Raw genomic sequence first — 19,927 nt, 5'->3', positions numbered from 1 at the left:
GATGTCGTCCTCACCCGCCGAGGAACATTTCGGCGACCTCACGGTCGGCGAGGAGATCGGCGCCCGTGCCCTCGTGGCGGTTCTGGCCGGAAGCCAGGACATAGCCGCGATCGGCAAAGGCGAGCGCCTGCTTCGCGTGCTGCTCGACCAGCAGGATGGCCACGCCCGTGTCGCGCACATTGCGGCAGATCTGGAAGATCTGCTCCATGTACTTGGGCGAGAGGCCTGCGGTCGGCTCGTCGAGGAGCAGCAGCTTCGGGTCGAGCATCAGGGCCCGGCCCATGGCAACCATCTGGCGCTGACCGCCCGACAGGGTGCCTGCCAGGGTCTTGCGCCGTTCCTTCAGGTCGGGGAAGAGGGTGTAGACCCGGTCATAGGCCGCGCTCAGGTCACCCTTCTTCAGGAAGGCGCCCATCTCCAGGTTCTCGTGGATCGACATTTCCCGGAAGATGTTGTCGACCTGCGGCACATAGGAGATGCCGCGCTGGACGATCCGGTCCGGCGACCAGCGGGTGATGTCATCACCATCGAAGACGATGGAGCCGCCGCGCACGGTGAGCAGGCCGAAGACGGCCTTCATGGCGGTGGACTTGCCCGCGCCGTTGGGGCCGACGATGACCACGATCTCGCGCGGGTCCACATGCATGGAGACCTGCTGCAGGATGTCGGCATCGCCATAGCCGCCGGTGACGGCGCTCATGGTCAGAAGGGCGCTCATGCGTGGTCTCCCTGGGTTTCGCCCAGATAGGCTTCGAGCACGCGGGCGTCGGAGCGCACCGTGTGGAAGTCGCCCTGGATCAGCACCGCGCCTTCGGCCATGCAGATGACCGGATCGCACAGCTTCTCGATCATCTCCATGTCATGCTCGATGAGGATGAAGGTGTAGCCGCGTTCCCGGTTCAGGATCTGGATCTTCTCCTCCAGCTTGCGCAGGAGCGTGCGGTTGACGCCGGCGGCCGGCTCGTCGAGGAGCACGAGCTTGGCATCCGTCATCATGGTGCGGCCCAGTTCGAGCAGCTTCTTCTGCCCGCCGGACAGGTTGCCCGCGCGCTGGTTCGCCACATGGGTCAGCTCGAGGAAGGCGAGGGTATCCCAGGCCTTGCGTTCGACCTCGGCCTCAGCCTTGCGCACCTTGCCCCAGGATAGCCAGTTGGCGAACAGGCTTTCGCCCGGCTGGGCCGGGGGAACCATCATCAGGTTCTCCAGCACGGTGAGCTGATGGAATTCGTGGGGGATCTGGAAGGTGCGCACAAGGCCGCGATGGAACAGCGCATCGCTTTCCAGATCGGTCACGTCCTCGCCCAGGAAGCGGATCGTGCCGCTGGACGGGGGAAAGGCTCCGGCGATCAGGTTGAACAGGGTGGTCTTGCCGGCCCCGTTGGGGCCGATGAGACCGGTGATGGTCCCCTTTTCCACCTTGAGACTGCACCCGTTGACGGCCTTGAAGCCGCTGAAATCCATCACAAGCTGGTCGAGCTCCAGCATAGAGGCTCCTTTCCGGCGGCCAGTGTCCGGCCGCTCGGTCTTCGTGGTTCTTTTCTAGTTGGCGCCGGACTGCGGGAGATCGCGGAGGATCGCACGCACCGGCGCTGCATCGAGACCTGCCAGTTTCAGCGGCAGGGCAATCAATTCATAGTCACCCGGCACGACATCGGCCAGTACGAGATTTTCCAGGATCCGCATGTCATGGTCGCGGGCGACCATGTGGGAGGGCAGCTCCTTGGAGGTTTCCGGGTCGACGGAAGGCACATCCACGCCCACCAGCCGCACGCCGCGGGCGGCGAGAAGCGCCATGGTTTCCGGGGCCAGCGTGCGGAAGCCCTTAGGCCAGATCATGGGATCGGGGCGTTCCTCGATCCGCAGCAGCACCCGGGACGGACAGGCTTCAAGCTGACCTGCGATCTCCTCCGGCTGCACCAGCGGGCCCTTGCCCCTTGCATCGATCACCCGGGCGGGGCCGATGAATTCGGCGAGATCCAGCGTGTCGATGGTGGCGCCCTCTGCCGCATAGTGGGAGGGGGCATCCGCGTGGGCGCCGCAATGGGTGGAGAAGGAGATTTCGGTCACGTTGACCGGGCACTGCGGGCCGATGGCGAAGGTGGTCTTCACCTGGCAGGGCGCGTCGCCCGGAAAGACCGCCATGTCGGCGCGGACCGGCGGCGTGATGTCGATGATCCGCATCTCAGGTCACCTTCTGCCGGCGCTTGTACTCCTCGCGATCCCAGAGCCGGTCGCGCAGGATCTCTTCCAGGATGGCGACGGCGCGCAGCACGTCCGCGTGCGAGAGATAGAGCGGGGTGAAGCCGAAGCGGACGATGTCGGGGGCGCGGAAGTCGCCGATGACACCGCGCGCGATCAGGGCCTGCATCAGCGCATAGCCTTGCTCGAAGCGGAAGGAGATCTGGCTGCCGCGCTCGTCCGGATTGCGCGGGCCGGCGAGTTCCAGCTGCGGGCAGCGGGCTTCCACCTCGCTCAGGAACAGTTCGCAGAGCGAGACCGACTTGGCGCGAAGCTGCTCCATGTCCACGTCGTCAAAGACGTCGAGGGCCGCGTCCAGGGCGCTGAGGCCGAGGATCGGCGGCGTGCCGACGCGCATGCGGTCGACGCCTCGTGCGGGGCGATAGTCGAGATCGAAGGCGAAGGGCGCGTCATGGCCCATCCAGCCGGTGAGGGGGGCTGCGAGCGTTCCGTGATGACGGGGCGCGGCATAGAGGAAGGCGGGCGCGCCCGGACCACCGTTCAGATACTTGTAGCCACAGCCGACCGCGAAATCCGCGCCATCGGCGGCCAGATGCACCTGAAATGCGCCCGCGGAATGGGCCAGATCCCAGAAGCTGATGGCGCCGACCGCGTGGGTCTTCTCGGCGATGGCCTTCATGTCGTAGCGGCGGCCGGTGCGGTAGTCCACGTGGGTCAGCATGACCACGGCGATATCCTCGCCAATGGCGGCCTCAACCTCTGCGGGATCCACGACGCGCAGCTCATGGCCGCGGTCCAGCAGGTCACGCAGGCCCTGAGCCATGTAGAGATCGGTCGGGAAATTGCCGCTGTCGGACAGAATGACCTTGCGGTCGGGGCGCAGGGCGAGCGCGGCCACCAGAACCTTGAATACGTTGAGAGACGTGCTGTCGGCGGCAATCACGCTGTCGGGCTCCGCGCCCACCAGACGGGCGATGCGGTTGCCGACCCGGGCAGGCAGATCCATCCAGCCATGGTCGTTCCAGCCACGGATGAGGCTTTCTCCCCATTCCCGGGTCACGACCGCCTGGATCCGCTCCGGCACATGACGGGGCAGCACGCCCAGGGAGTTGCCATCCAGATAGATGGTCCCTTCGGGGATGCTGAAGGCCTGCTTCTTGGCGGCCAGGGGATCGGTCAGGTCAAGCGGGTGGGACATCGGTCGCCTCGGTTGTCTCTGTTGGGCTCGCCTCTTATCGCAAAAGCGCAGAGGGGCGGAAGCGACTCTTTTGCAATTTTCGCATTTTCCAGAGTCATGTGGACGCAATTTGATTGCGTCTGCCCTGACGTAAAATGAAAGGCTGTACCGGGAAGGGGCGCTGGCCCGGCGGGTGCGTGTACATGGCCCGAGAAACATGATAACCGGCACCCAACCACGCCGGGCGCCGTCTGTCGCCCGCATGTTTTCGAAATGACGGATCTGGCGATGTTGCCCGGACGGGGCCATCGGACCGGACCGATGCAGTCGACAGGAAACGCCCATGAGCAGTCTCGCCGCCGATCTTCAGAGCATTCTCGGGCCGAAGGGCTGGTTGTCCGGAGACGATGCCGCGCCGTTCAGCCGGGACTGGCTGAACCGTTATGGCGAGGTGCCGCTGGGTGTGGCCCGTCCGGCGACCACGACGGAAGTGTCGCAGGTCGTGGCGGCCTGTCATGCGGCCGGTGTGCCGGTGACGCCCCAGGGCGGCAACACTAGCCTGTGCGGCGGCGCGGTCAGCGGAACTGCGGGCGGAGTGATCCTGTCGCTGGCGCGGATGAACCGGATCGGCGACGTGGACCGGGCGGCCGGCACCATCGAGGTGGAGGCGGGCACCATTCTGGCCAGCCTTCATTCCCATGTGGAAGCCCAGGACCTGATCTTCCCGCTGCATCTGGGCGCGGAAGGCTCGGCCCAGATCGGCGGTCTCATCGGCACCAACGCCGGCGGCAGCCATGCCCTGCGCTATGGAATGATGCAGGATCTTGTGATGGGCATGGAAGTCGTGCTGGCCGACGGCACGGTCTGGGACGGTCTGCGCGCCGTGCAGAAGGACAATGCGGGCTATCAGCTCCGCCGCCTGTTCTGCGGCGCCGAAGGCACGCTCGGCATCGTGACGCGTGCGGTGCTGAAGCTCTATCCGGCGCCCAAGCAGAAGGCGACGGCTCTTCTTGCCCTTCCCGATATCGAGACGCTTGTCTCCTATGGCACCTACCTGCGCTCGGAAGCGGGCGAGTTCATCAGCGGTCTGGAGTTCTTCTGCGACCTGGGGCTGGATCTGGCCCTGCGTCATGTGGAAGGCATGGAGTTTCCGCTGGAAAGCCGCAGCCCGTTCTATCTGCTGGTCGAGCTGACCACCTCCTCCGCCCTCGTGCCCCTGGACGAGATCCTGGAAGGGGCGCTGACGGTGGGCATGGAAAACGGTCAGGTGAGTGATGGGGCGCTTGCCATGTCGGAAGCCCAGCGGGCCGCGTTCTGGCGCCTGCGCGAGGAGCAGCCGGAGGGGCAGCGCCTGGAAGGGGCCCAGCTCAAGCATGATATCTCGGTGCCGCCGGGCAAGCTCGCGGCCTTCCTGACCGAGGGCGAGGGTGTGTGCCAGTTGATCCTGCCGGGGGTGCGCATCAATCCCTTTGGCCATTTGGGAGACGGCAACGTGCATTACAATCTCTCGCCGGCCGTCGGGTCGAGCGACTTTGCCGACAAGGCGCAGGCCTTTGCGGAAGGACTTGGCAGCCTCGCCAGCCGTCTTCAGGGGAGTTTCGCCGCCGAGCACGGGCTTGGCCGTTCGAAGATCGCGCTTGCCGATGCCCTGCGGCCGGCCAATGAGCGCGAGCTCATGGGGCGGATCAAGACGGCCATGGATCCGCGCGGCATCATGAACCCGGGGGTCGTTCTCAAGGGCTGATCCAGAACCCGCTTGATCCTGGGCAAGCGATAACGCGACCCGGGATCGGAGCGCCACAGAGCTCTCTCTTTCCGTTTTTCAGCCATCGAGCACAGGGGCTCACCGGCCCCGGATCTTCAGGCCTTGCCTTCGTCCGGGGTGACGAAGGTGACCTTGGGTGCGCAGGCTATGTGCCTTGTGCCTTCAGCTTTTGGGCACGGCGTGGTGGCGCAGGTGGCGTTTCTGAGCCGCGATGCGGAACTGGGCGTTGGCCGCGCCGTAGCCGCCATAGCCGTTGCGCCGTTCGACGATCTCGAAGAAGAAGCCTTCGCCATAGGTGGGGCTGTAGAGCTGGAAATACTCGCCGCCACGCTCGTCCCGGTCATAGAGGATGCCGAAGGTCTTCAACCGCTCTAGGAAGACCTCGTCCAGACCGAAACGGGCGTCGAGGTCGTCATAGTAGTTGGGGGAGATCACCAGCGGGCGGAAGCCGTTGCGGGTCAGCGCGGCGACGGTCGCAAACATGTCGCCGGTCTCGAAGGCCAGATGCTGCACCGTCGAGCCGAAGCTCTCCTCCAGGAAACGGCCGGCGAAGGTGCGGGCGTTCTCGGCCCCGTTGAGGGTCACCCGGAAGCTGCCCGAGGCGTTTTCGATGGCCCGGCTGCGGACAAGGCCTGCCGGGTCGACCACATCCACCATCGGGGTCTTGCTTGTGGCAAAGAGCGAGGTGTTGAAGAGCAGCCAGCTCAGCATGTCCTCGTAGGGCATGGTCTCGGCCAGATGGTCGATGCGGGTCAGCCCCGCGTTGGCGACCGCACCCTCGCTGTCCACCGGCTCGAACTCGCTGTCCCAGACTTGGGCGAGTGGTCCGCCTTCTTCCAGAAAATGCAGCACACCGCCGCCGAGCGCACGGATGGCCGGGATTTCCAGCTCGCCGGGTCCGACGGGCTGGGTGAAGGGAGCCGCGCCCAGGGCGCGCGCCCGTTCGACGGTGGCGCGGGCATCGCTGACCTTCAGGCCGATGTCGCAGACATTCGTGCCATGGGTCAGGTAGGAGGCGTGGGCGAAGCCCTTCGGATCGGTGTTGATCACGATGCGTATGTCGCCCTGCTGCCAGAGATCCACCGACTTGCTCACGTGCCGGCGGGTGCGCCGGAAGCCGAGGGTGGAGAGAAGCCCGCCAAGCTCCTGCGCCTCGCGGGCATTGGCGGCGAACTCGACGAAGGCGATGCCTTCCACCTCGACCGGAGGCGGCATGTCGGGCACGGCAATGCGGATGTCCGGTTCGGTGCGGCGTACCTGATCCATCAGGTTGACCAGCGACCGGTGCCCGTCCTCGGCGATGGTGCGGGGCGAGCCGCCGCGGAACTGATCGTTGAAGATTTCCAGCGAAAGGACGCCGTCATAGCCGGTGGCCGCAATGGCGCGCATGAAGCCGGTCACATCCAGATCGCCTTCTCCGGGCATGTTGCGGAAGTGGCGGCTCCAGTAGAGCAGGTCCATGTCGATGAGCGGGGCGTCGGCCAGCTGGACAAAGAAGATCTTGTCGCCGGGAATCGAGCGGATGCTCTCGTTCGGCACCTTGCGCGAGAGGGAGTGGAACGTGTCGAGGATCAGCCCGACCTGGGGGTGGTCGGCCCTGCGGACGATTTCCCAGGCGTCCCGGTGGTCGTTGATGAAGCGGCCCCAGGCGAGGGCCTCGTAACCGATCCGCACGCCGTGAGCCCTGGCCACGTCGCCAAGCGCCGCCAGATCGTCGGCCGCCCGGTCGATGCCGCCGAGAGCCAGCGGCGACACGTTGGAGCAGATGAGCACCAGATCGGTGCCCAGCTCGTTCATCAGGTCGAACTTGCGCTGGGCCCGCTCGAAGGCGCGGGTCCGCTGCGGCTCGGGCATGCCCTCGAAGTCGCGGAAGGGCTGGAAGAGCGAGATCTCCAGTCCGTTGTCGCGGACCATGCGGCCCACGTCGCGGGGGCTGGCATCGAAGGCGAGAAAGTCATTCTCGAAGATTTCCACCCCGTCAAAGCCCGCGGCCGAAATGGCCTCGAGCTTTTCCTTGAGATCACCGGCGATGGTGACGGTGGCGATGGCGGTCTTCATGACAGGTTCTTTCCGGCGATCAGTAGCCAAGGACGCGGGGCAGCCAGAGAACGGTCTCAGGCACGAAGGTCAGGACCGCGAGCACCAGCACCTCGACGAAGAAGAAGGGCAGGATGGCCCTGGTCAGCCGCGCCATGCCGACCTGGGCGATGCCTTCGGCGACGAAGAGGCACAGGCCGAGCGGAGGCGTGATGAGGCCGATCATCAGGTTGAAGATGACGAGGATGCCGAAATGCACCGGATCGATGCCAAGGCCCACGGCGATCGGATGCAGGATCGGCACCAGCACCAGCATGGCGGCAATGCCTTCGAGGAACAGGCCGACGAAGAGGAAGAGCGCCATGGTGGCCAGCAGGAAGGCGGTCTGGCTGTCCACGTTGCCCAGCACCCAGTCCGTGAGGAGGTTCGGAACCCGGTTATAGGTCAGCAGCCAGTTTGCGGCCGAGACGGCACCGATGATGATGAGGATGATCGCGCTGTCGCGCATGGCGCCTGCAAAGAGTGCGGGCAGGCGGGACAGGCGGATGTTGCGGTAGACCACGATGCCGAGGAAGAGGGCATAGGCGACGGCGAAGCTGGCGGCCTCCGTCGGGGTGACGATGCCGAGAAGGATCGACCCGACCACGAAGACGGGCATGAGAAGGGGCAGGATGCCGCCGAGCACGGCGGAGCGGCGGGAGACGGTCTCGAGGTCGGCGGCCTGATTGCCGCGATCCACCTTCACGGTCAGCATCACATAAACCGACAGGAAGATCGCCAGCAGGATGCCCGGCATGACACCGGCGAGGAAGAGCGCGGGCACGGACACGCCGGAGACGATCAGCGCATAGATGATGACCGGGATCGAGGGCGGGATGATCGGCCCGATGACCGAAGAGGCCGCGGTCAGGGCGGCCGCGAAGGGGCGCGAGTAGCCGTGCTTTTCCATTTCGGGAATGAACACGCGGCCGATGGCGGAGGTGTCGGCAACCGCAGAGCCGGAGAGGCCGGCGAAGATCACCGAGGCCCAGATGTTGACGAGGGCAAGGCCCGCCCGCAGGCGGCCGACCAGCACGTTGGCAAAGGCAATGATGCGGCCGGTGATGCCGCTTTCGTTCATCACTTCCCCGGCCAGCACGAAGAGCGGGATGGCCAGCAGGGGGAAGGAGTTCATCCCCTTGAACATCTCGGTTGCGACGATGCGCAGGGAATAGGGCGCTTCGCCAAAGCCCATGAAGACCAGGATCGTGGCGAAGATGGTCACGGCGATGGGCGTGCCGATAACGAGGAGCAGCAGGAAGAGCGCGTAGATCATGGGTCAGGCCACCGTCTTGTCGCCGGTCAGGCGTTCGCTGAAGCGGATCAGGGCGGCCAGCGCCAGCATGGCGCCGCCGAGCGTCATGGCGAATTGCCAGGTGCCGATGCGGGCGAGGCCTTCGAGGGCCTCGATGCCGGTCGTCTCCGCGAGGCTCTGGCCGAGGGAGCGCAGGCCGGAGGCGGCAATGTGGCCGCGGCGGCTGGCAAAGTCGTGGCCGGAAAGCATCAGGCCGATGCCGGCGGCAATCGTCAGCAGGTCGACGCCTGCAAAGAGACGGTCGCGGATCCCTGGTCGCAGAAGATCGGTGAGGATGGTGAAGCGGATGTGCCGGTCCTGGAGATAGGCGAGCGCACAGCCGAACATCACGCCGTAGATCGTGAGATAGATGGGCAGTTCCTCGCCCCAGGCGACGGATGAGCCCACGGTGTAGCGGCGCAGGGAATTGATGAAGATGATGGCGAAGACAAGGGCCATCGACAGTCCGGCGCCCAGACCAAAGATCCGGCGTGCGAGAAGACCGACCATGTTCATGTGCGTATGTCCCGATCACGCTGCCCGGGCGCGGGGCCCGGGCAGGTCAGAGATGCCTTATTCGGAGGCCGAGGCGACGGCGGCCTGCAGGCGATCGATCCATTCGGCATCGTCGCCCAGTTCCTTGCGCAGATACTCTACCACCGCCGGCTGGGCCTTGGCGGCGAAGGCGGCAATTTCGTCTGCCGTCGGGGAGTAGACCTGCATTCCTTCGGCCTGAACCTTGTTCACGCCCTCAGCGGTCGACCACTGCTGGATCGAGCGGCCCATGTTGCCGGCCACGATGGCGGCGCGCTGGACCACGGACTTTTCCGCATCGCTCAGACCGGTGAAGAACTCGTCGGAGATGAGGATGAAGTCGGCCGCATAGACGTGACCGTCGAGGGTCATGAACTTCTGCAGCTTGTGCAGGCCGTTGTTGTAGATCACGCCGACCGGGTTTTCCTGGCCGTCGACCACGCCGGTGGACAGGGCGTTGGGCAGCTCGGTCCAGGCGATCGGGGTGGGCTCACCGCCTAGGCCGCTGACCATTTCCAGATAGAGCGGGATCGGCTGGACGCGGAACTTCAGGCCCGCCATGTCTTCCGGCTTGCGGATTTTGCGGGTGTTGTTGGTGAAGTTGCGGAAGCCGGTCTCGCCATAGGCCAGGGTGCGCAGGCCGGTCTGCTCAAGGCAGTGGTCGCCAAGCGCCTTGCCGAATTCGCCGTCCAGAACCTTCCACGCCACGGTCGCGGAGGAGAAGGTGTAGGGAATGTCGAGCACGGAGGCCGCGCTGCAGACCTTGGACATGGCGCCGGAGACGAGGACCACCTGGGTCACGTTGTCCATGGCCTGAGCGACGAGCTCATCTTCGTTGCCGAGGGCGCCGGCGGGGAAGAGCTCGACCGTCAGGTCGGTTTCACCTTCGACGATGTTCTTGAAGATATGGGCAGCAGCGCCCTTCTTCGAAGCGGTCCAGTCGTCCGGATCCACGTGAGCGACGCGGATGGTCTGGGCGTGAGCGGTGGCCGCGAGGCCGAGAGACAGAAGCGTGCCGGCGGCAAGCCGTGCAAAGATCGATTTCATTGAAGTTCCTCCCAAGTGACGTTCAGTCGTTCGCAGTCTCCTGCGAAACAGTATCGAAGGCATCGAAACTTGCCTTCATCCGTACCGGATCGGCAGGGCGACCGGTAAAGAGCTCGAAGGCCCGGACTGCCTGATAAAGGGCCATCCCGGAGCCGGGCAGGGTGCGGCAGCCGAGGGCGCGCGCGCGTGTCAGAAGTTCGGTTTCCAGCGGGAAATAGACGATGTCGGAGACCCACATCGACGGGCGCAGAACCTCTGCGGGGCAGGGCATGCCGGGCGACTTGGCCATGCCGACCGGCGTGGCATTGACGAGCCCGTCGAGATCGGCGGCCGTGACCGCGTCGAGGGTTGTGATGGCCTCTGCGACGAGACCCGGGCGGTTGGCCTGGACCTGTTCGGCAAGGGCGGCGGCCCGGGACGCGTCCATGTCGAAGATCTTCAGGTGCCGGACACCGCAGTCGGCGAGCGCATGGGCGACCGCAACACCTGCGCCACCGGCGCCGATCAGCAGAACCCTTTCGCGCACCGCGCCCTCCATGCCCCGGCGGAATCCTTCCGCATAGCCCCAGAGGTCCGTGTTGTGGCCGTAGCGCTTGCCATCCCGGAAGACGACGGTGTTCACCGATCCGACGGCGCGGGCATTGTCCGACAGCACGTCGAGGAGCGGCAGGATCTCGATCTTGAAGGGGAAGGTGATGTTCAGGCCGTCAAAGCCTGCGAGCTCGGCGGCGCGCACGAGATCGGGCAGCGCGGGCACGGCGCCCGGCAGACGCTCCGCAAGGGCATCCGTGTCGATCAGCCGATAGACCCCCCGCAGGCCTTGGGCCGCGGCTTCCGCCATGTGCATCTCCGGCGTGCGGGACCGTGCGATCCCCTTGCCGATGAGACCAGCCAGCAGCGTGCCGGATGTGGCGCCCATGACCGGTTCCTCCCAATTGATTTATATCATTGCCGATTAAAATGTACCATCCGGTTAAATGAGTCAACGGCTTTGTACCCGGCGGTTAAAACTGCTAAGCAGGGCGTGCTCAAGCGACGCGGGAAGACCAGATGACAAGGCAGAAAGCCGAAGCCGGCCAGACGGAAACCAAAAGCGGATGGAAGCAGAATCCGGAGGCGGTGAAGGCCGATATCCTGGCCGTGGCGCTGGCGGAATTTTCCCGCAATGGCCTGTCCGGTGCCCGCATGGACGAGATCGCGGCCAAGACGCGCACGTCCAAGCGCATGATCTATTACTATTTCGGCAGCAAGGAAGAGCTCTACCAGAAGGCGCTCGAGGCGGCCTATGCGGAAGTGCGAAAGGGCGAGGAGGCGCTGGCGCTGTCCCATCTGGCACCCGTCGAGGCGCTGGGACGGCTGGCGGAGTTCACCTTCGACCACCATCGCCGCAACCCGGATTTCATCCGGCTCGTCATGATCGAGAACATCCATGACGGCAAGTATCTCGAGCAGTCGGAAACCATCGGCAGCCTGAACCAGGCGGCGATCCGCAACATTGCCGAGATCTATGAGCGCGGCGTGCGCGATGGGGTCTTCCGCAAGGGTCTGTCTCCCTTGCGCATCCACTGGATCATTTCCGCAATCAGCTTCTTCAACGTCTCCAACCAGGCGACCTTCTCGCTGCTGTTCGGCAAGCAGCTTTTCGGAGAGGCGGGGCAGGAGCTGGCCCGTCAGGATGCGCGGGAAGCGGTGCTGGGGTTCGTCCGGGCCTGACGACCACTTCGCCGCGTCGCAGTCGCAAAAAAAAGGCTCGTCGAGGGGGGGATCGGCGAGCCTTTGAAGTTTTCGGGGGACGGGGAGGTCAGTCGGTGACCGATCCCTCCTCGTCCTTGGCCATCTTGATGCGGCCCTTGAGGACCTTTCCGAGGACGATGGGCAGAACGAAGCCGATGACGGCAACGGCCCAGAGAGACGCCGACAGCGGGCTGTCGATCAGGGTCCACCAGTCGCCATTGTCGATGCTGATGGCGCGGCGGAGATTGCTTTCCATGGCATTGCCGAGAAGGGTGCCGAGGATGACGGGCACGAGCGGCACGTCCAGCTTGCGCAGGACCCAGCCCATGATGCCGAAGCCGACCATGACCAGAAGGTCGAAGGACGAGCCCGAGATGCCGTAGATGCCGACGAAGCTCACCATGGCCACGATGGGCATGAGGATGCGCGGCGGGATCAGCAGGATGCGGGTGAACATGCCGATCATCGGGATGTTCAGGGCCAGCAGCATGAAGTTGGCGATGAAGAGCGCGGCGATCAGACCCCAGACCACGTCCGGCTGCTGGGTGAAGAGCAGCGGGCCGGGGGTGATGTTGAGAGCCAGCAGCACGGCCAGCAGAACGGCGGTGGTGCCGGAGCCGGGCACGCCGAGCGCGAGCATGGGGACCAGTGCCCCACCGGCGGCGGCATTGTTGCCGGCTTCCGGAGCGGCCACGCCGCGCGGATCGCCGGTGCCGAAGGTGCCTTCCTTGTCGACGAGCCGCTTTTCCATGGAATAGGAGATGAACGAGCCGAGGGAAGCACCGGCACCGGGCAGCACGCCTGCGAGGAAGCCGAGGAGACTGGTGCGCAGCATGGTGGGGGTGCAGTATTTCAGCATGGCCCAGCTGGGCATCAGGCGGCCGATCTCCACCTTCTTGCCGGCCGCGTCGGAATTGCCGTGGCGGTGCTCGAGGAAGATGAAGACTTCCGAGAGCGCGAAGAGACCGACGATGGCGACGAGGAAGTCGATGCCGTCATAAAGATGGACTTCGCCGAAGGTGAAGCGGGGCACGCCGGTCTGGGTATCGACGCCCACCATGGCGAGGCCGATGCCGAGAGCTGCGGCGAAGGCGGTCTTGGCCTGATTGGTGGAGGCAACGCCGCCGAGCGTGGCGAAGGCCAGGGTGAAGAGGGCGAAATATTCCGCCGGGCCGAAGAGCAGGGCGATCTTCACCAGCTGCGGGGCCAGCAGGATCAGGCCCCAGGTGGCCAGGAATGCGCCGACGAAGGAGGCAATCCCTGAGAGCGAGAGGGCTTCGCCGGCCTGACCCTTCTGGGCCATGGGATAGCCGTCCAGACAGGTCATCATCGCCGGTTCGTCACCGGGGATGTTGAGCAGGATCGACGAGATGCGGCCGCCATACATGGCGCCGTAATAGACCGAGGTCAGCAGGATCAGCGAGGGCGTTGCGCCGAGACCCAGGGTGAAGGCCAGCGGAATGAGGATCGCCACGCCGTTGGACGGACCAAGGCCGGGCAGGGCGCCCATGATGGTGCCGAGGAAACAGCCGAGCAGGGCCAGCAGAAGGTTCTGCCAGGTCAGCGCGATGACGAAGCCATCGGCGAGAGAAGAGAGGGTGTCCATCGAGGCGCTCCGTCAGAAACCGAGGGGGCCCTTGGCCAGGGACAGGCCGAGGACGAGATGGAAGACGACATAGATGCCGAGCGAGGTGCAGATGCCGGTGGCCACGGAGCCGAGGGCGCCGGAGCCGAGGCGCCAGGTCAGGTAACCGGCGGCGAGCGCGGTTGCGATCACGAAGCCGAGCTCGGGCAGGGCCAGGGCATAGACAACCATCACGCCACCGGCCGCGAAGATCTCCAGCAGGCGTCCGAGGGACGGCCAGTGCGGATCGGCGTCCGGTTTGAGGAAGATGGCGAGCGACGCCAGCGCCAGCACAACGGCGATGATGAGCGGAAAGGCCTTGGGGCCCACGGCGTCGGACAGGAAACTTTCTTCGATGATCAGCGCGGCCCAGGCATAGCCTGCGGCCAGCAGCAGACCGATCGCCCCGAATATGCGGTCACTCATTGGACGCTCTCCCTCCGGAGGCTCCGCCTGCAGGGGAGCCTTCCCTTCTTGTTGCTTGTTCTTGTTTGAAAAAGGGGCCGGAAGTCACATTGGCTGCAACGTCCGGCCCCGGTCATCGGCCCGAAGGGCTTACTTGATGATGCCGATCTCGCGGGAGATCTGCTGGATCTGGGCAACGGATTCGCCCACGAACTTCTGGAAGTCCTCACCGGTCAGGTCCAGCGGAGCGAGGCCGTTGGCTTCCATGGTCTGTTTCCAGGCGTCGCTGGCGTAGAGTTCGCCGATCTTGGCAACCCAGGCGTTGTAGGCTTCGTCGGACATGCCGCCCGGAGCGTAGAACCCGCGCCAGTTGGCGCCGATGGCATCAACGCCCTGTTCCTTGGCGGTTCCGAACTTGGAGAATTCGCCCGGCAGACGGTCGGGGGAGAGCACGGCCAGAACCTTGATGTCGCCGCTGTCCACGAAGCCCTTGGCTTCGGAGATGTCACCGGTGAAGGCCTGGACGGAACCGGCCAGCAGCTGGGTCACGGCTTCGCCGCCGCCATCGAAGGCGATGTACTTCACCTTGCGAACGTCATCGATGCCATAGGCGTTGGCTGCGATCAGGACCTTCAGGTGGTCCCAGCCACCCACGGCGGAGCCACCGGCAACGGCGATGGAGGCCGGATCGGTCTTCATCTGTTCCAGCAGTTCCGGAAGGGTGTTGATCGGGCTGTTGGCAGCCACGGCGATCACGCCATAATCGGCGCCGACGGACGCAACCCAGCGGACCTGTTCCATGGTGTTGCCCGGATAGGCGCCCTGGGCCAGACGGGTGGAGGTGGCGGACGAAGCGGCAACGATCAGGTCGTTGCTGTCATTGCGCTTGTTCACCACTTCGGCATAGGCCACGCCACCGCCGCCACCGGCGAGGTTGACGACCTGCATGGTCTTGTCGATGAGGCCGAGGTCCTGAAGGGTCTTGCCGACCTGACGGCAGGTGAAGTCCCAGCCGCCGCCCGGGTTGGCCGGTGCAATGCACTCGGGGCTTTCCGGCATGAAGTCGGCTGCCTGGGCAAAGAGCGAAGACGCGCCAAGGAAGGCGGCCGCCAGCAGGGCGCGGCTCGTTTTGAATGTCATGATGTGTTCCTCCACATGCTGCGGGTCCGAGTGGCCCGCTTCCTTATTCCACCAGGCCGCGATCACGGCGTCCTCCCGGTGGGGATGGGGCAGAGAGTAGCGAGAGAAACTGTCATCAAGCTGTCACCCCTGCGCAAGGTGCTTGCATGGGGGGCGCTGTCTTGGCACTAGAAAGGGCGGAGGAGAGCCGAATTGCGTCTTTTGCTCGTCGAAGACACCTATGATATGGCGGAAGCCATCATGATCCGGCTGGAGCGGGCAGGGGCTGCGTGCGATCTGGCGCGGACCCTGGAGCAGGCGCGCGAATGCGTTGCCGTGCAGCGCTATGACGTGATCGTCCTCGACATCAACCTTCCCGATGGGCTGGGAACAGACCTGCTCCGGGAGATGCGCGCACGGGGCGAGCGGACACCGATCCTCATGCTGACGGCCGAGTTCTCCGTCGATGACCGGGTCTCGTCGCTCAACTGGGGCGCGGATGACTATCTGGTCAAGCCGTTCGACCATCGCGAGCTCGAGGCCCGGGTGCGGGCGCTTTATCGGCGCGAGGCGGGCGAGAAGTCCGAGGAAGTGGCGCTCGGGCGTCTGCGCTTCAATCCCGGCGCGCGGACGCTTCGGCTCGATGACGAGCCGCTGCCGCTGACCCGGCGCGAGATCAGCCTGCTTGAGGTTCTGGTGCGCAACCGGGGCAAGGTGGTCAGCAAGGAGCGGCTCTTCGAGAGCATTTTCAGCTTCGAGGAAACGGACGTGGGCATGAATGCGGTCGAGCTCTATATCGCCCGCCTGCGCAAGAAGCTGGGTGAGACCGGCGTGCGTATCGCCACCCAGCGCGGCCTCGGCTACAGGCTGGACATCGATGGCTGAGCGGCGCGCCGTTCTGGGCACCCTGTCCCTCACCGCCCGCGTCGCGCTGGGGGTTCTCTCCATCTTGCTCATCGGCATCGGTATCGTTTCTGTCGCCGCCTTCACCTATGGCCGGGAGGCTGCGGAAGAGGCCTATGACCGTCTGCTGCTGGGAGCTGCCAACAACATCGCCTCGGCGGTCTCCGTGCAGGATGGACGGCTGGCCGTGACGCTTCCGGTGTCGGCCTTCCAGTTGCTGGCACTGGCGCCGGAGGACCGGATCGGCTACCGGGTGATCGGCGTGCGCGGCGAGACGCTGACGGGATATGGCGAGATTTCCCTGCCCGAGGCACGGGGCCGGCGCGGCACGCCGGACTATTTCGATGCGGATTTCTTCGGCGAGCCCGCCCGCTTCGCGGTGGTGAGCCGCCGCTTTGCAGAGCGAACCCTCAACGGCACGGTGAATGTGATCGTCGGCCACACGCTGCGCGCCCGCAATGACCTCGCCCTCGATATCACCCGCAAGGCGCTTTACGTGGTGGCCGCGACCGGTGCGGCCATGATGCTTCTGGCCGCGGTGGTGGTGCGCTCGGCCCTCAAGCCGCTGGAACGGATCGCAGCCGAACTGTCGCGGCGCGATCCCCATGACCTGACGCCCATGAACACGCGCCTGCCTAAGGACATTGCCGTGATGGTGGAAGCGGCCAACCGCTTCATGCATCGGCTCGACCGGCAGATGGGCTCGATGCGGCACCTGATTTCCGATGCAGCGCATCAGTTGCGCACACCCGTTGCCGCCCTCCGTGCTCAGGCCGATCTTCTGGCCGGCGAGGAGGACGAGGGACGCCGCGCGCGGATCGTGGAGCGGATCCACACGCGCTCCGTCCGGCTCGGCCGTCTGCTCGACCAGCTTCTGGCCCGGGCGCTCGTGGTTCACCGGGGCGAGAGCGCCCGGCGTCAGTGGCTGGATCTGAGGGACGTGGCGCTGGATGTCTGCGAAGAGGATGACCACAGCGTGCTGGCGCCCCAGTCCGAGGTGCGCCTCGACCTGCCGCCCGACCCGGTTCCGGTGCTGGCGGATCCGCCCAGCGTGCATGAGGCACTGAAGAACCTTCTGAACAATGCGCTCACCCATGGCCGGGCGCCGGTCACCGTGGGCGCTGGCATGGAAGATGGCAAGGCGGTGCTGTGGGTGCGCGATTGCGGCAACGGCCCTGCGCCCGAAATCCTGCGCGGCGCAGGCACCCGCTTCAACACGCCGGAGGGGCGGATGCGCGAGGGAAGCTCGGGGCTCGGACTGGCGATCGCCCATTCGGTTGCCGATGCCTTTGGCGGGCGGCTGGTGATGGAGAAGGACGCGGGCGATGGCTTCCGGGCCGTCCTGGTCTTCGATCCGGCCGGGGAGGCACGCTCATGAGATCCTGGATCGCCGGGGTGCCGCTGGTCCTGTCCCTTCTTTGCGGGGTTCAGTCCGCTGCGGCGCAGGAAGCGGTGCGAACCTATGGGGCCGAGGGAACGGGGCGGACGCTGATCGTGCGGTCCACCACGGATATTGCCGTGTTCGATCCGGTGCTGGAGGCCTTCGTTGCCGAAGTTCCGGGCCTGAGCCTGCGCTACGAGCAGTGGGGCTCCAACACGCTTTACCGGACAACCATGGCGGAGTGCCGCTCTGGTCAGCCGGGGGCGGATGTGGTGATCAGCTCCGGCGTGCATCAGATGGTCAAGCTGGTGAATGACGCCTGCGGCCAGCCCTATCGCAGCGTGCTGACCGAGAGGCTTCCCGATGACCTGCGCTGGCGCGACGAGCTGTGGGGCATCACCCGGGAGCCGGCCGTGATTGTCTACAACAAGCAGGCCCTGCCGGTGGAGGACATCCCACGTTCGCGCTTCGACCTGCTCGATCTGCTGCGCCAGAAGCCGGAGAGCTACGTCGGCCATGTGGCAACTTATGATGTGGAGGCCTCGGGGCTCGGCTATCTCTTTGCCTTCGCCGATTCCCACGAGGCGACCACTTTCGGGGCGCTTCAGGAAGCCTTCAGTCGGACGGGCGCCGTCTCGACCTGCTGCTCCTACGACATCATCGCCGGAGTGGCGGAGGGCACCTATCTCATCGCCTATAACGTGCTGGGATCCTATGCTCATGGCTATCAGGCCGAGGATCCGCGCATCGGCATCGTGCTGCCGACGGATTACACGCTCGTGCTGTCCCGCGCGCTGATGATCCAGAAGGAGGCGCGGCATTACGGGGACGCGACGCGGTTCCTGGAGTTTCTGCTCTCCACGCGCGGCGAGATTGCCCTGCGCAAGGCCCTGCTGATTTCGCCGCTGCTGGACGGGGAAGCGGATGGGGGCGAGGGGCTTCCGGTCTCCGCACAGCGCACCATTGAGCTGTCGCCGACCCTGCTCGTCAGTCTGGATGCCCGGACCCGTCAGGCCTTCCTGCGCCGGTGGCGGACGACTTTCCCCGGCCCGTGACGAGGGCTTGCGTTCCCAGCCTGCCGATTTCGCGATAGGGTCGGTACAAGGTCATGGCCCTTGCCCTTGCCCTTGCCCTTGCCACTCTCCCCTCAGCTTTCGGAAAGATCCCGGTGCCTGACGCAATTCATCTCACCCCGCTCACCGGCGCGCTGCTGGTCCTGGTCGTCGTTGCCTGTGGGCACAAGTTCCGTGATGCCTGGAAAAAGCAGGAAGAGGGCTGGCGGCGCCGGGCCTGGCTCTATGGGGTGCCTGCCGGTGTCGGCCTGCTGATGCTTGCCTTCATCCCCTTGAAGACCTGAAGGCTTGAACGGACAGTCCAGACATGAAGAAAGCCGGCGTTTCCGCCGGCTTTCCTGTTCTTGCAACATTGTCTTCGAAGGCCTCAGCCGCCGAAGTCGTCGAGCATGATGTCCTCGCGGTCGACGCCCAGATCCAGCAGCATCTTGATGACCGACTGGTTCATGATCGGGGGACCGCACATGTAGAACTCGCAGTCTTCCGGCGCGGCGTGGTCCTTCAGGTACTCGTTGTAGAGCACGTTGTGAATGAACCCGGTGTAGCCGTCCCAGTCGTCACCCGGCTGCGGGTCGGACAGGGCGACGTGCCATTCGAAGTTGTCGAATTCGGCGGCCAGCTGGTCGAAGTCCTCGACGAAGAACATCTCGCGACGGGAGCGGGCACCGTACCAGAAGCTGATCTTGCGATCGCGGTTCTGCAGGCGCTTGAGCTGGTCGAAGATGTGCGAGCGCATGGGCGCCATGCCTGCGCCACCGCCGATGAAGATCATTTCCTTCTTGGTCTCACGGGCGAAGAACTCGCCGAACGGACCGGAAATGGTGACCTTGTCGCCAGGCTTCAGGTTGAAGATGTAGGACGACATCTTGCCCGGAGGAACGTCGCTGGACCCCGGGGGCGGGGTGGCCACGCGGACGTTGAGCATGATCATGCCCTTTTCTTCCGGGTAGTTGGCCATGGAGTAGGCGCGTTCGATCGGCACGTCGACGGTGGAGTTGAAACGCCACAGGTCGAACTTGTCCCAGTCCTCGCGATACTCTTCCTGGATGTCGAAATCCTTGTAGGAGAGCGAGTGCTTGGGCGCTTCGATCTGGATGTAGCCACCGGCGCGGAAGTCGACGTTCTCGCCTTCCGGCAGGTCGAGCACGAGGGCCTTGATGAAGGTCGCGACGTTGTCGTTGGAACGCACGGTGCATTCCCACTTCTTGACGCCGAAGACTTCCTCGGGAACCTCGATCTCCATGTCCTGCTTCACGGCCACCTGGCACGACAGGCGGTCGCCGCAGGCGGCTTCGCGCTTGGTGATGTGGCTTTCTTCCGTCGGCAGGATGGAGCCGCCGCCGGAATGAACCTTCACCCGGCACTGGGCACAGGTGCCGCCGCCGCCGCAGGCCGACGGAACGAAGAGCTTCTCGGCTGCCAGCGTCTGCAGCAGCTTGCCGCCGGCCGGCACCGAGATGGTCTTCTCGCCGTTGATGGTGATGTTGACGTTGCCGGTGGAGACCAGCTTGGAGCGCGCGGCCAGGATGATTGCCACCAGGCCGAGCACGATGAGGGTGAAGAGGGCAACGCCCAGGCTGAATGTTTCCATTTGTC

19 protein-coding genes are annotated in these 19,927 nt (G+C 65.2%); 6 read left to right on the top strand and 13 right to left on the bottom strand.

Features of this window, described 5'->3' with window-relative positions; all coding sequences use genetic code 11:
• Window positions 1–10: 10 nt before the first annotated feature.
• Genes FR728_RS12160 through kynU form a run of 4 tightly spaced genes read right to left on the bottom strand, consistent with a single transcriptional unit; the run spans window position 11 to window position 3,397 of the window.
• Window positions 11–718, bottom strand: a complete 708-nt coding sequence (locus FR728_RS12160) for an ABC transporter ATP-binding protein (protein WP_149892916.1) — start codon at window positions 716–718, stop codon at window positions 11–13.
• Window positions 715–1,485, bottom strand: a complete 771-nt coding sequence (locus tag FR728_RS12155) for an ABC transporter ATP-binding protein (protein WP_149892915.1) — start codon at window positions 1,483–1,485, stop codon at window positions 715–717. The genes FR728_RS12160 and FR728_RS12155 overlap by 4 nt, the downstream gene beginning before the upstream one ends.
• A 54-nt stretch (window positions 1,486–1,539) precedes the next feature.
• On the bottom strand, window positions 1,540–2,181 hold the full coding sequence (gene kynB, locus FR728_RS12150; RefSeq protein ID WP_149892914.1) for an arylformamidase: 642 nt from the start codon (window positions 2,179–2,181) through the stop codon (window positions 1,540–1,542).
• Between the two features lies 1 nt (window position 2,182).
• The gene (gene kynU, locus FR728_RS12145) at window positions 2,183–3,397 is read right to left on the bottom strand and encodes a kynureninase (RefSeq protein ID WP_188318887.1); all 1,215 of its coding nucleotides are present in this window, start codon (window positions 3,395–3,397) and stop codon (window positions 2,183–2,185) included.
• Window positions 3,398–3,719: 322 nt separating this feature from the next.
• Between kynU and FR728_RS12140 the strand changes: the two genes are divergently transcribed.
• Entirely contained in the window at window positions 3,720–5,120 is a 1,401-nt protein-coding gene (locus tag FR728_RS12140; protein WP_149892913.1) for an FAD-binding oxidoreductase, read from the top strand.
• Between the two features lie 183 nt (window positions 5,121–5,303).
• On the opposite strand, the gene FR728_RS12135 is transcribed toward FR728_RS12140, so the two are convergent.
• From FR728_RS12135 to FR728_RS12115, 5 genes are read right to left on the bottom strand one after another with little or no spacing between them, the layout of a single operon-like run.
• The gene (locus FR728_RS12135) at window positions 5,304–7,199 is read right to left on the bottom strand and encodes a bifunctional sugar phosphate isomerase/epimerase/4-hydroxyphenylpyruvate dioxygenase family protein (protein WP_149892912.1); all 1,896 of its coding nucleotides are present in this window, start codon (window positions 7,197–7,199) and stop codon (window positions 5,304–5,306) included.
• Between the two features lie 19 nt (window positions 7,200–7,218).
• Window positions 7,219–8,493, bottom strand: a complete 1,275-nt coding sequence (locus FR728_RS12130; protein ID WP_149892911.1) for a TRAP transporter large permease — start codon at window positions 8,491–8,493, stop codon at window positions 7,219–7,221.
• A gap of 3 nt (window positions 8,494–8,496) precedes the next feature.
• Entirely contained in the window at window positions 8,497–9,027 is a 531-nt protein-coding gene (locus FR728_RS12125) for a TRAP transporter small permease (protein ID WP_149892910.1), read from the bottom strand.
• 57 nt (window positions 9,028–9,084) lie between these two features.
• The gene (locus FR728_RS12120) at window positions 9,085–10,092 is read right to left on the bottom strand and encodes a DctP family TRAP transporter solute-binding subunit (protein WP_149892909.1); all 1,008 of its coding nucleotides are present in this window, start codon (window positions 10,090–10,092) and stop codon (window positions 9,085–9,087) included.
• A gap of 22 nt (window positions 10,093–10,114) precedes the next feature.
• The gene (locus FR728_RS12115) at window positions 10,115–11,011 is read right to left on the bottom strand and encodes a shikimate dehydrogenase (RefSeq protein ID WP_149892908.1); all 897 of its coding nucleotides are present in this window, start codon (window positions 11,009–11,011) and stop codon (window positions 10,115–10,117) included.
• A 131-nt stretch (window positions 11,012–11,142) separates the two neighbouring features.
• On the opposite strand from FR728_RS12115, the gene FR728_RS12110 reads away from it, so the two are divergent.
• Window positions 11,143–11,805 carry a TetR/AcrR family transcriptional regulator gene (locus FR728_RS12110; protein WP_149892907.1) on the top strand — a complete coding sequence of 221 codons (663 nt, stop codon included), beginning with the start codon at window positions 11,143–11,145 and terminating at the stop codon, window positions 11,803–11,805.
• An 88-nt stretch (window positions 11,806–11,893) separates the two neighbouring features.
• Here the strand turns inward: FR728_RS12110 and FR728_RS12105 are convergent, their stop codons facing one another.
• From FR728_RS12105 to FR728_RS12095, 3 genes are all read right to left on the bottom strand, one after another.
• A complete protein-coding gene (locus FR728_RS12105) occupies window positions 11,894–13,432 on the bottom strand; it encodes a tripartite tricarboxylate transporter permease (RefSeq protein ID WP_149892906.1) in 1,539 nt (512 codons plus the stop codon).
• 12 nt (window positions 13,433–13,444) lie between these two features.
• Window positions 13,445–13,876 (bottom strand): tripartite tricarboxylate transporter TctB family protein, encoded by a 432-nt coding sequence (locus FR728_RS12100; protein WP_149892905.1) that lies wholly within the window; start codon window positions 13,874–13,876, stop codon window positions 13,445–13,447.
• Between the two features lie 129 nt (window positions 13,877–14,005).
• Entirely contained in the window at window positions 14,006–14,995 is a 990-nt protein-coding gene (locus FR728_RS12095) for a Bug family tripartite tricarboxylate transporter substrate binding protein (RefSeq protein WP_149892904.1), read from the bottom strand.
• Between the two features lie 192 nt (window positions 14,996–15,187).
• On the opposite strand from FR728_RS12095, the gene FR728_RS12090 reads away from it, so the two are divergent.
• The 4 genes from FR728_RS12090 to FR728_RS12075 all read left to right on the top strand — a co-directional run bounded on the left by FR728_RS12090 (window position 15,188) and on the right by FR728_RS12075 (window position 18,615).
• On the top strand, window positions 15,188–15,859 hold the full coding sequence (locus FR728_RS12090; protein ID WP_149892903.1) for a response regulator transcription factor: 672 nt from the start codon (window positions 15,188–15,190) through the stop codon (window positions 15,857–15,859).
• A complete protein-coding gene (locus FR728_RS12085) occupies window positions 15,852–17,255 on the top strand; it encodes a sensor histidine kinase (RefSeq protein ID WP_149892902.1) in 1,404 nt (467 codons plus the stop codon). Before FR728_RS12090 ends, FR728_RS12085 begins: the two co-directional genes overlap by 8 nt.
• Window positions 17,252–18,313 (top strand): ABC transporter substrate-binding protein, encoded by a 1,062-nt coding sequence (locus FR728_RS12080; protein ID WP_149892901.1) that lies wholly within the window; start codon window positions 17,252–17,254, stop codon window positions 18,311–18,313. The genes FR728_RS12085 and FR728_RS12080 overlap by 4 nt, the downstream gene beginning before the upstream one ends.
• Before the next feature lie 113 nt (window positions 18,314–18,426).
• Window positions 18,427–18,615, top strand: a complete 189-nt coding sequence (locus FR728_RS12075) for a hypothetical protein (protein ID WP_149892900.1) — start codon at window positions 18,427–18,429, stop codon at window positions 18,613–18,615.
• An 83-nt stretch (window positions 18,616–18,698) separates the two neighbouring features.
• Here FR728_RS12075 and nqrF read toward each other — a convergent pair whose 3' ends face one another.
• The gene (nqrF, locus tag FR728_RS12070) at window positions 18,699–19,922 is read right to left on the bottom strand and encodes an NADH:ubiquinone reductase (Na(+)-transporting) subunit F (RefSeq protein ID WP_149892899.1); all 1,224 of its coding nucleotides are present in this window, start codon (window positions 19,920–19,922) and stop codon (window positions 18,699–18,701) included.
• Window positions 19,923–19,927: the final 5 nt, after the last annotated feature.

Source organism: Roseibium aestuarii, assembly GCF_008477545.1.
Classification (GTDB): Bacteria; Pseudomonadota; Alphaproteobacteria; order Rhizobiales; family Stappiaceae; genus Roseibium; species Roseibium aestuarii.
Note: the sequence above shows the minus strand (reverse complement) of the source record. Positions and strands in the feature narration are given on the sequence as shown.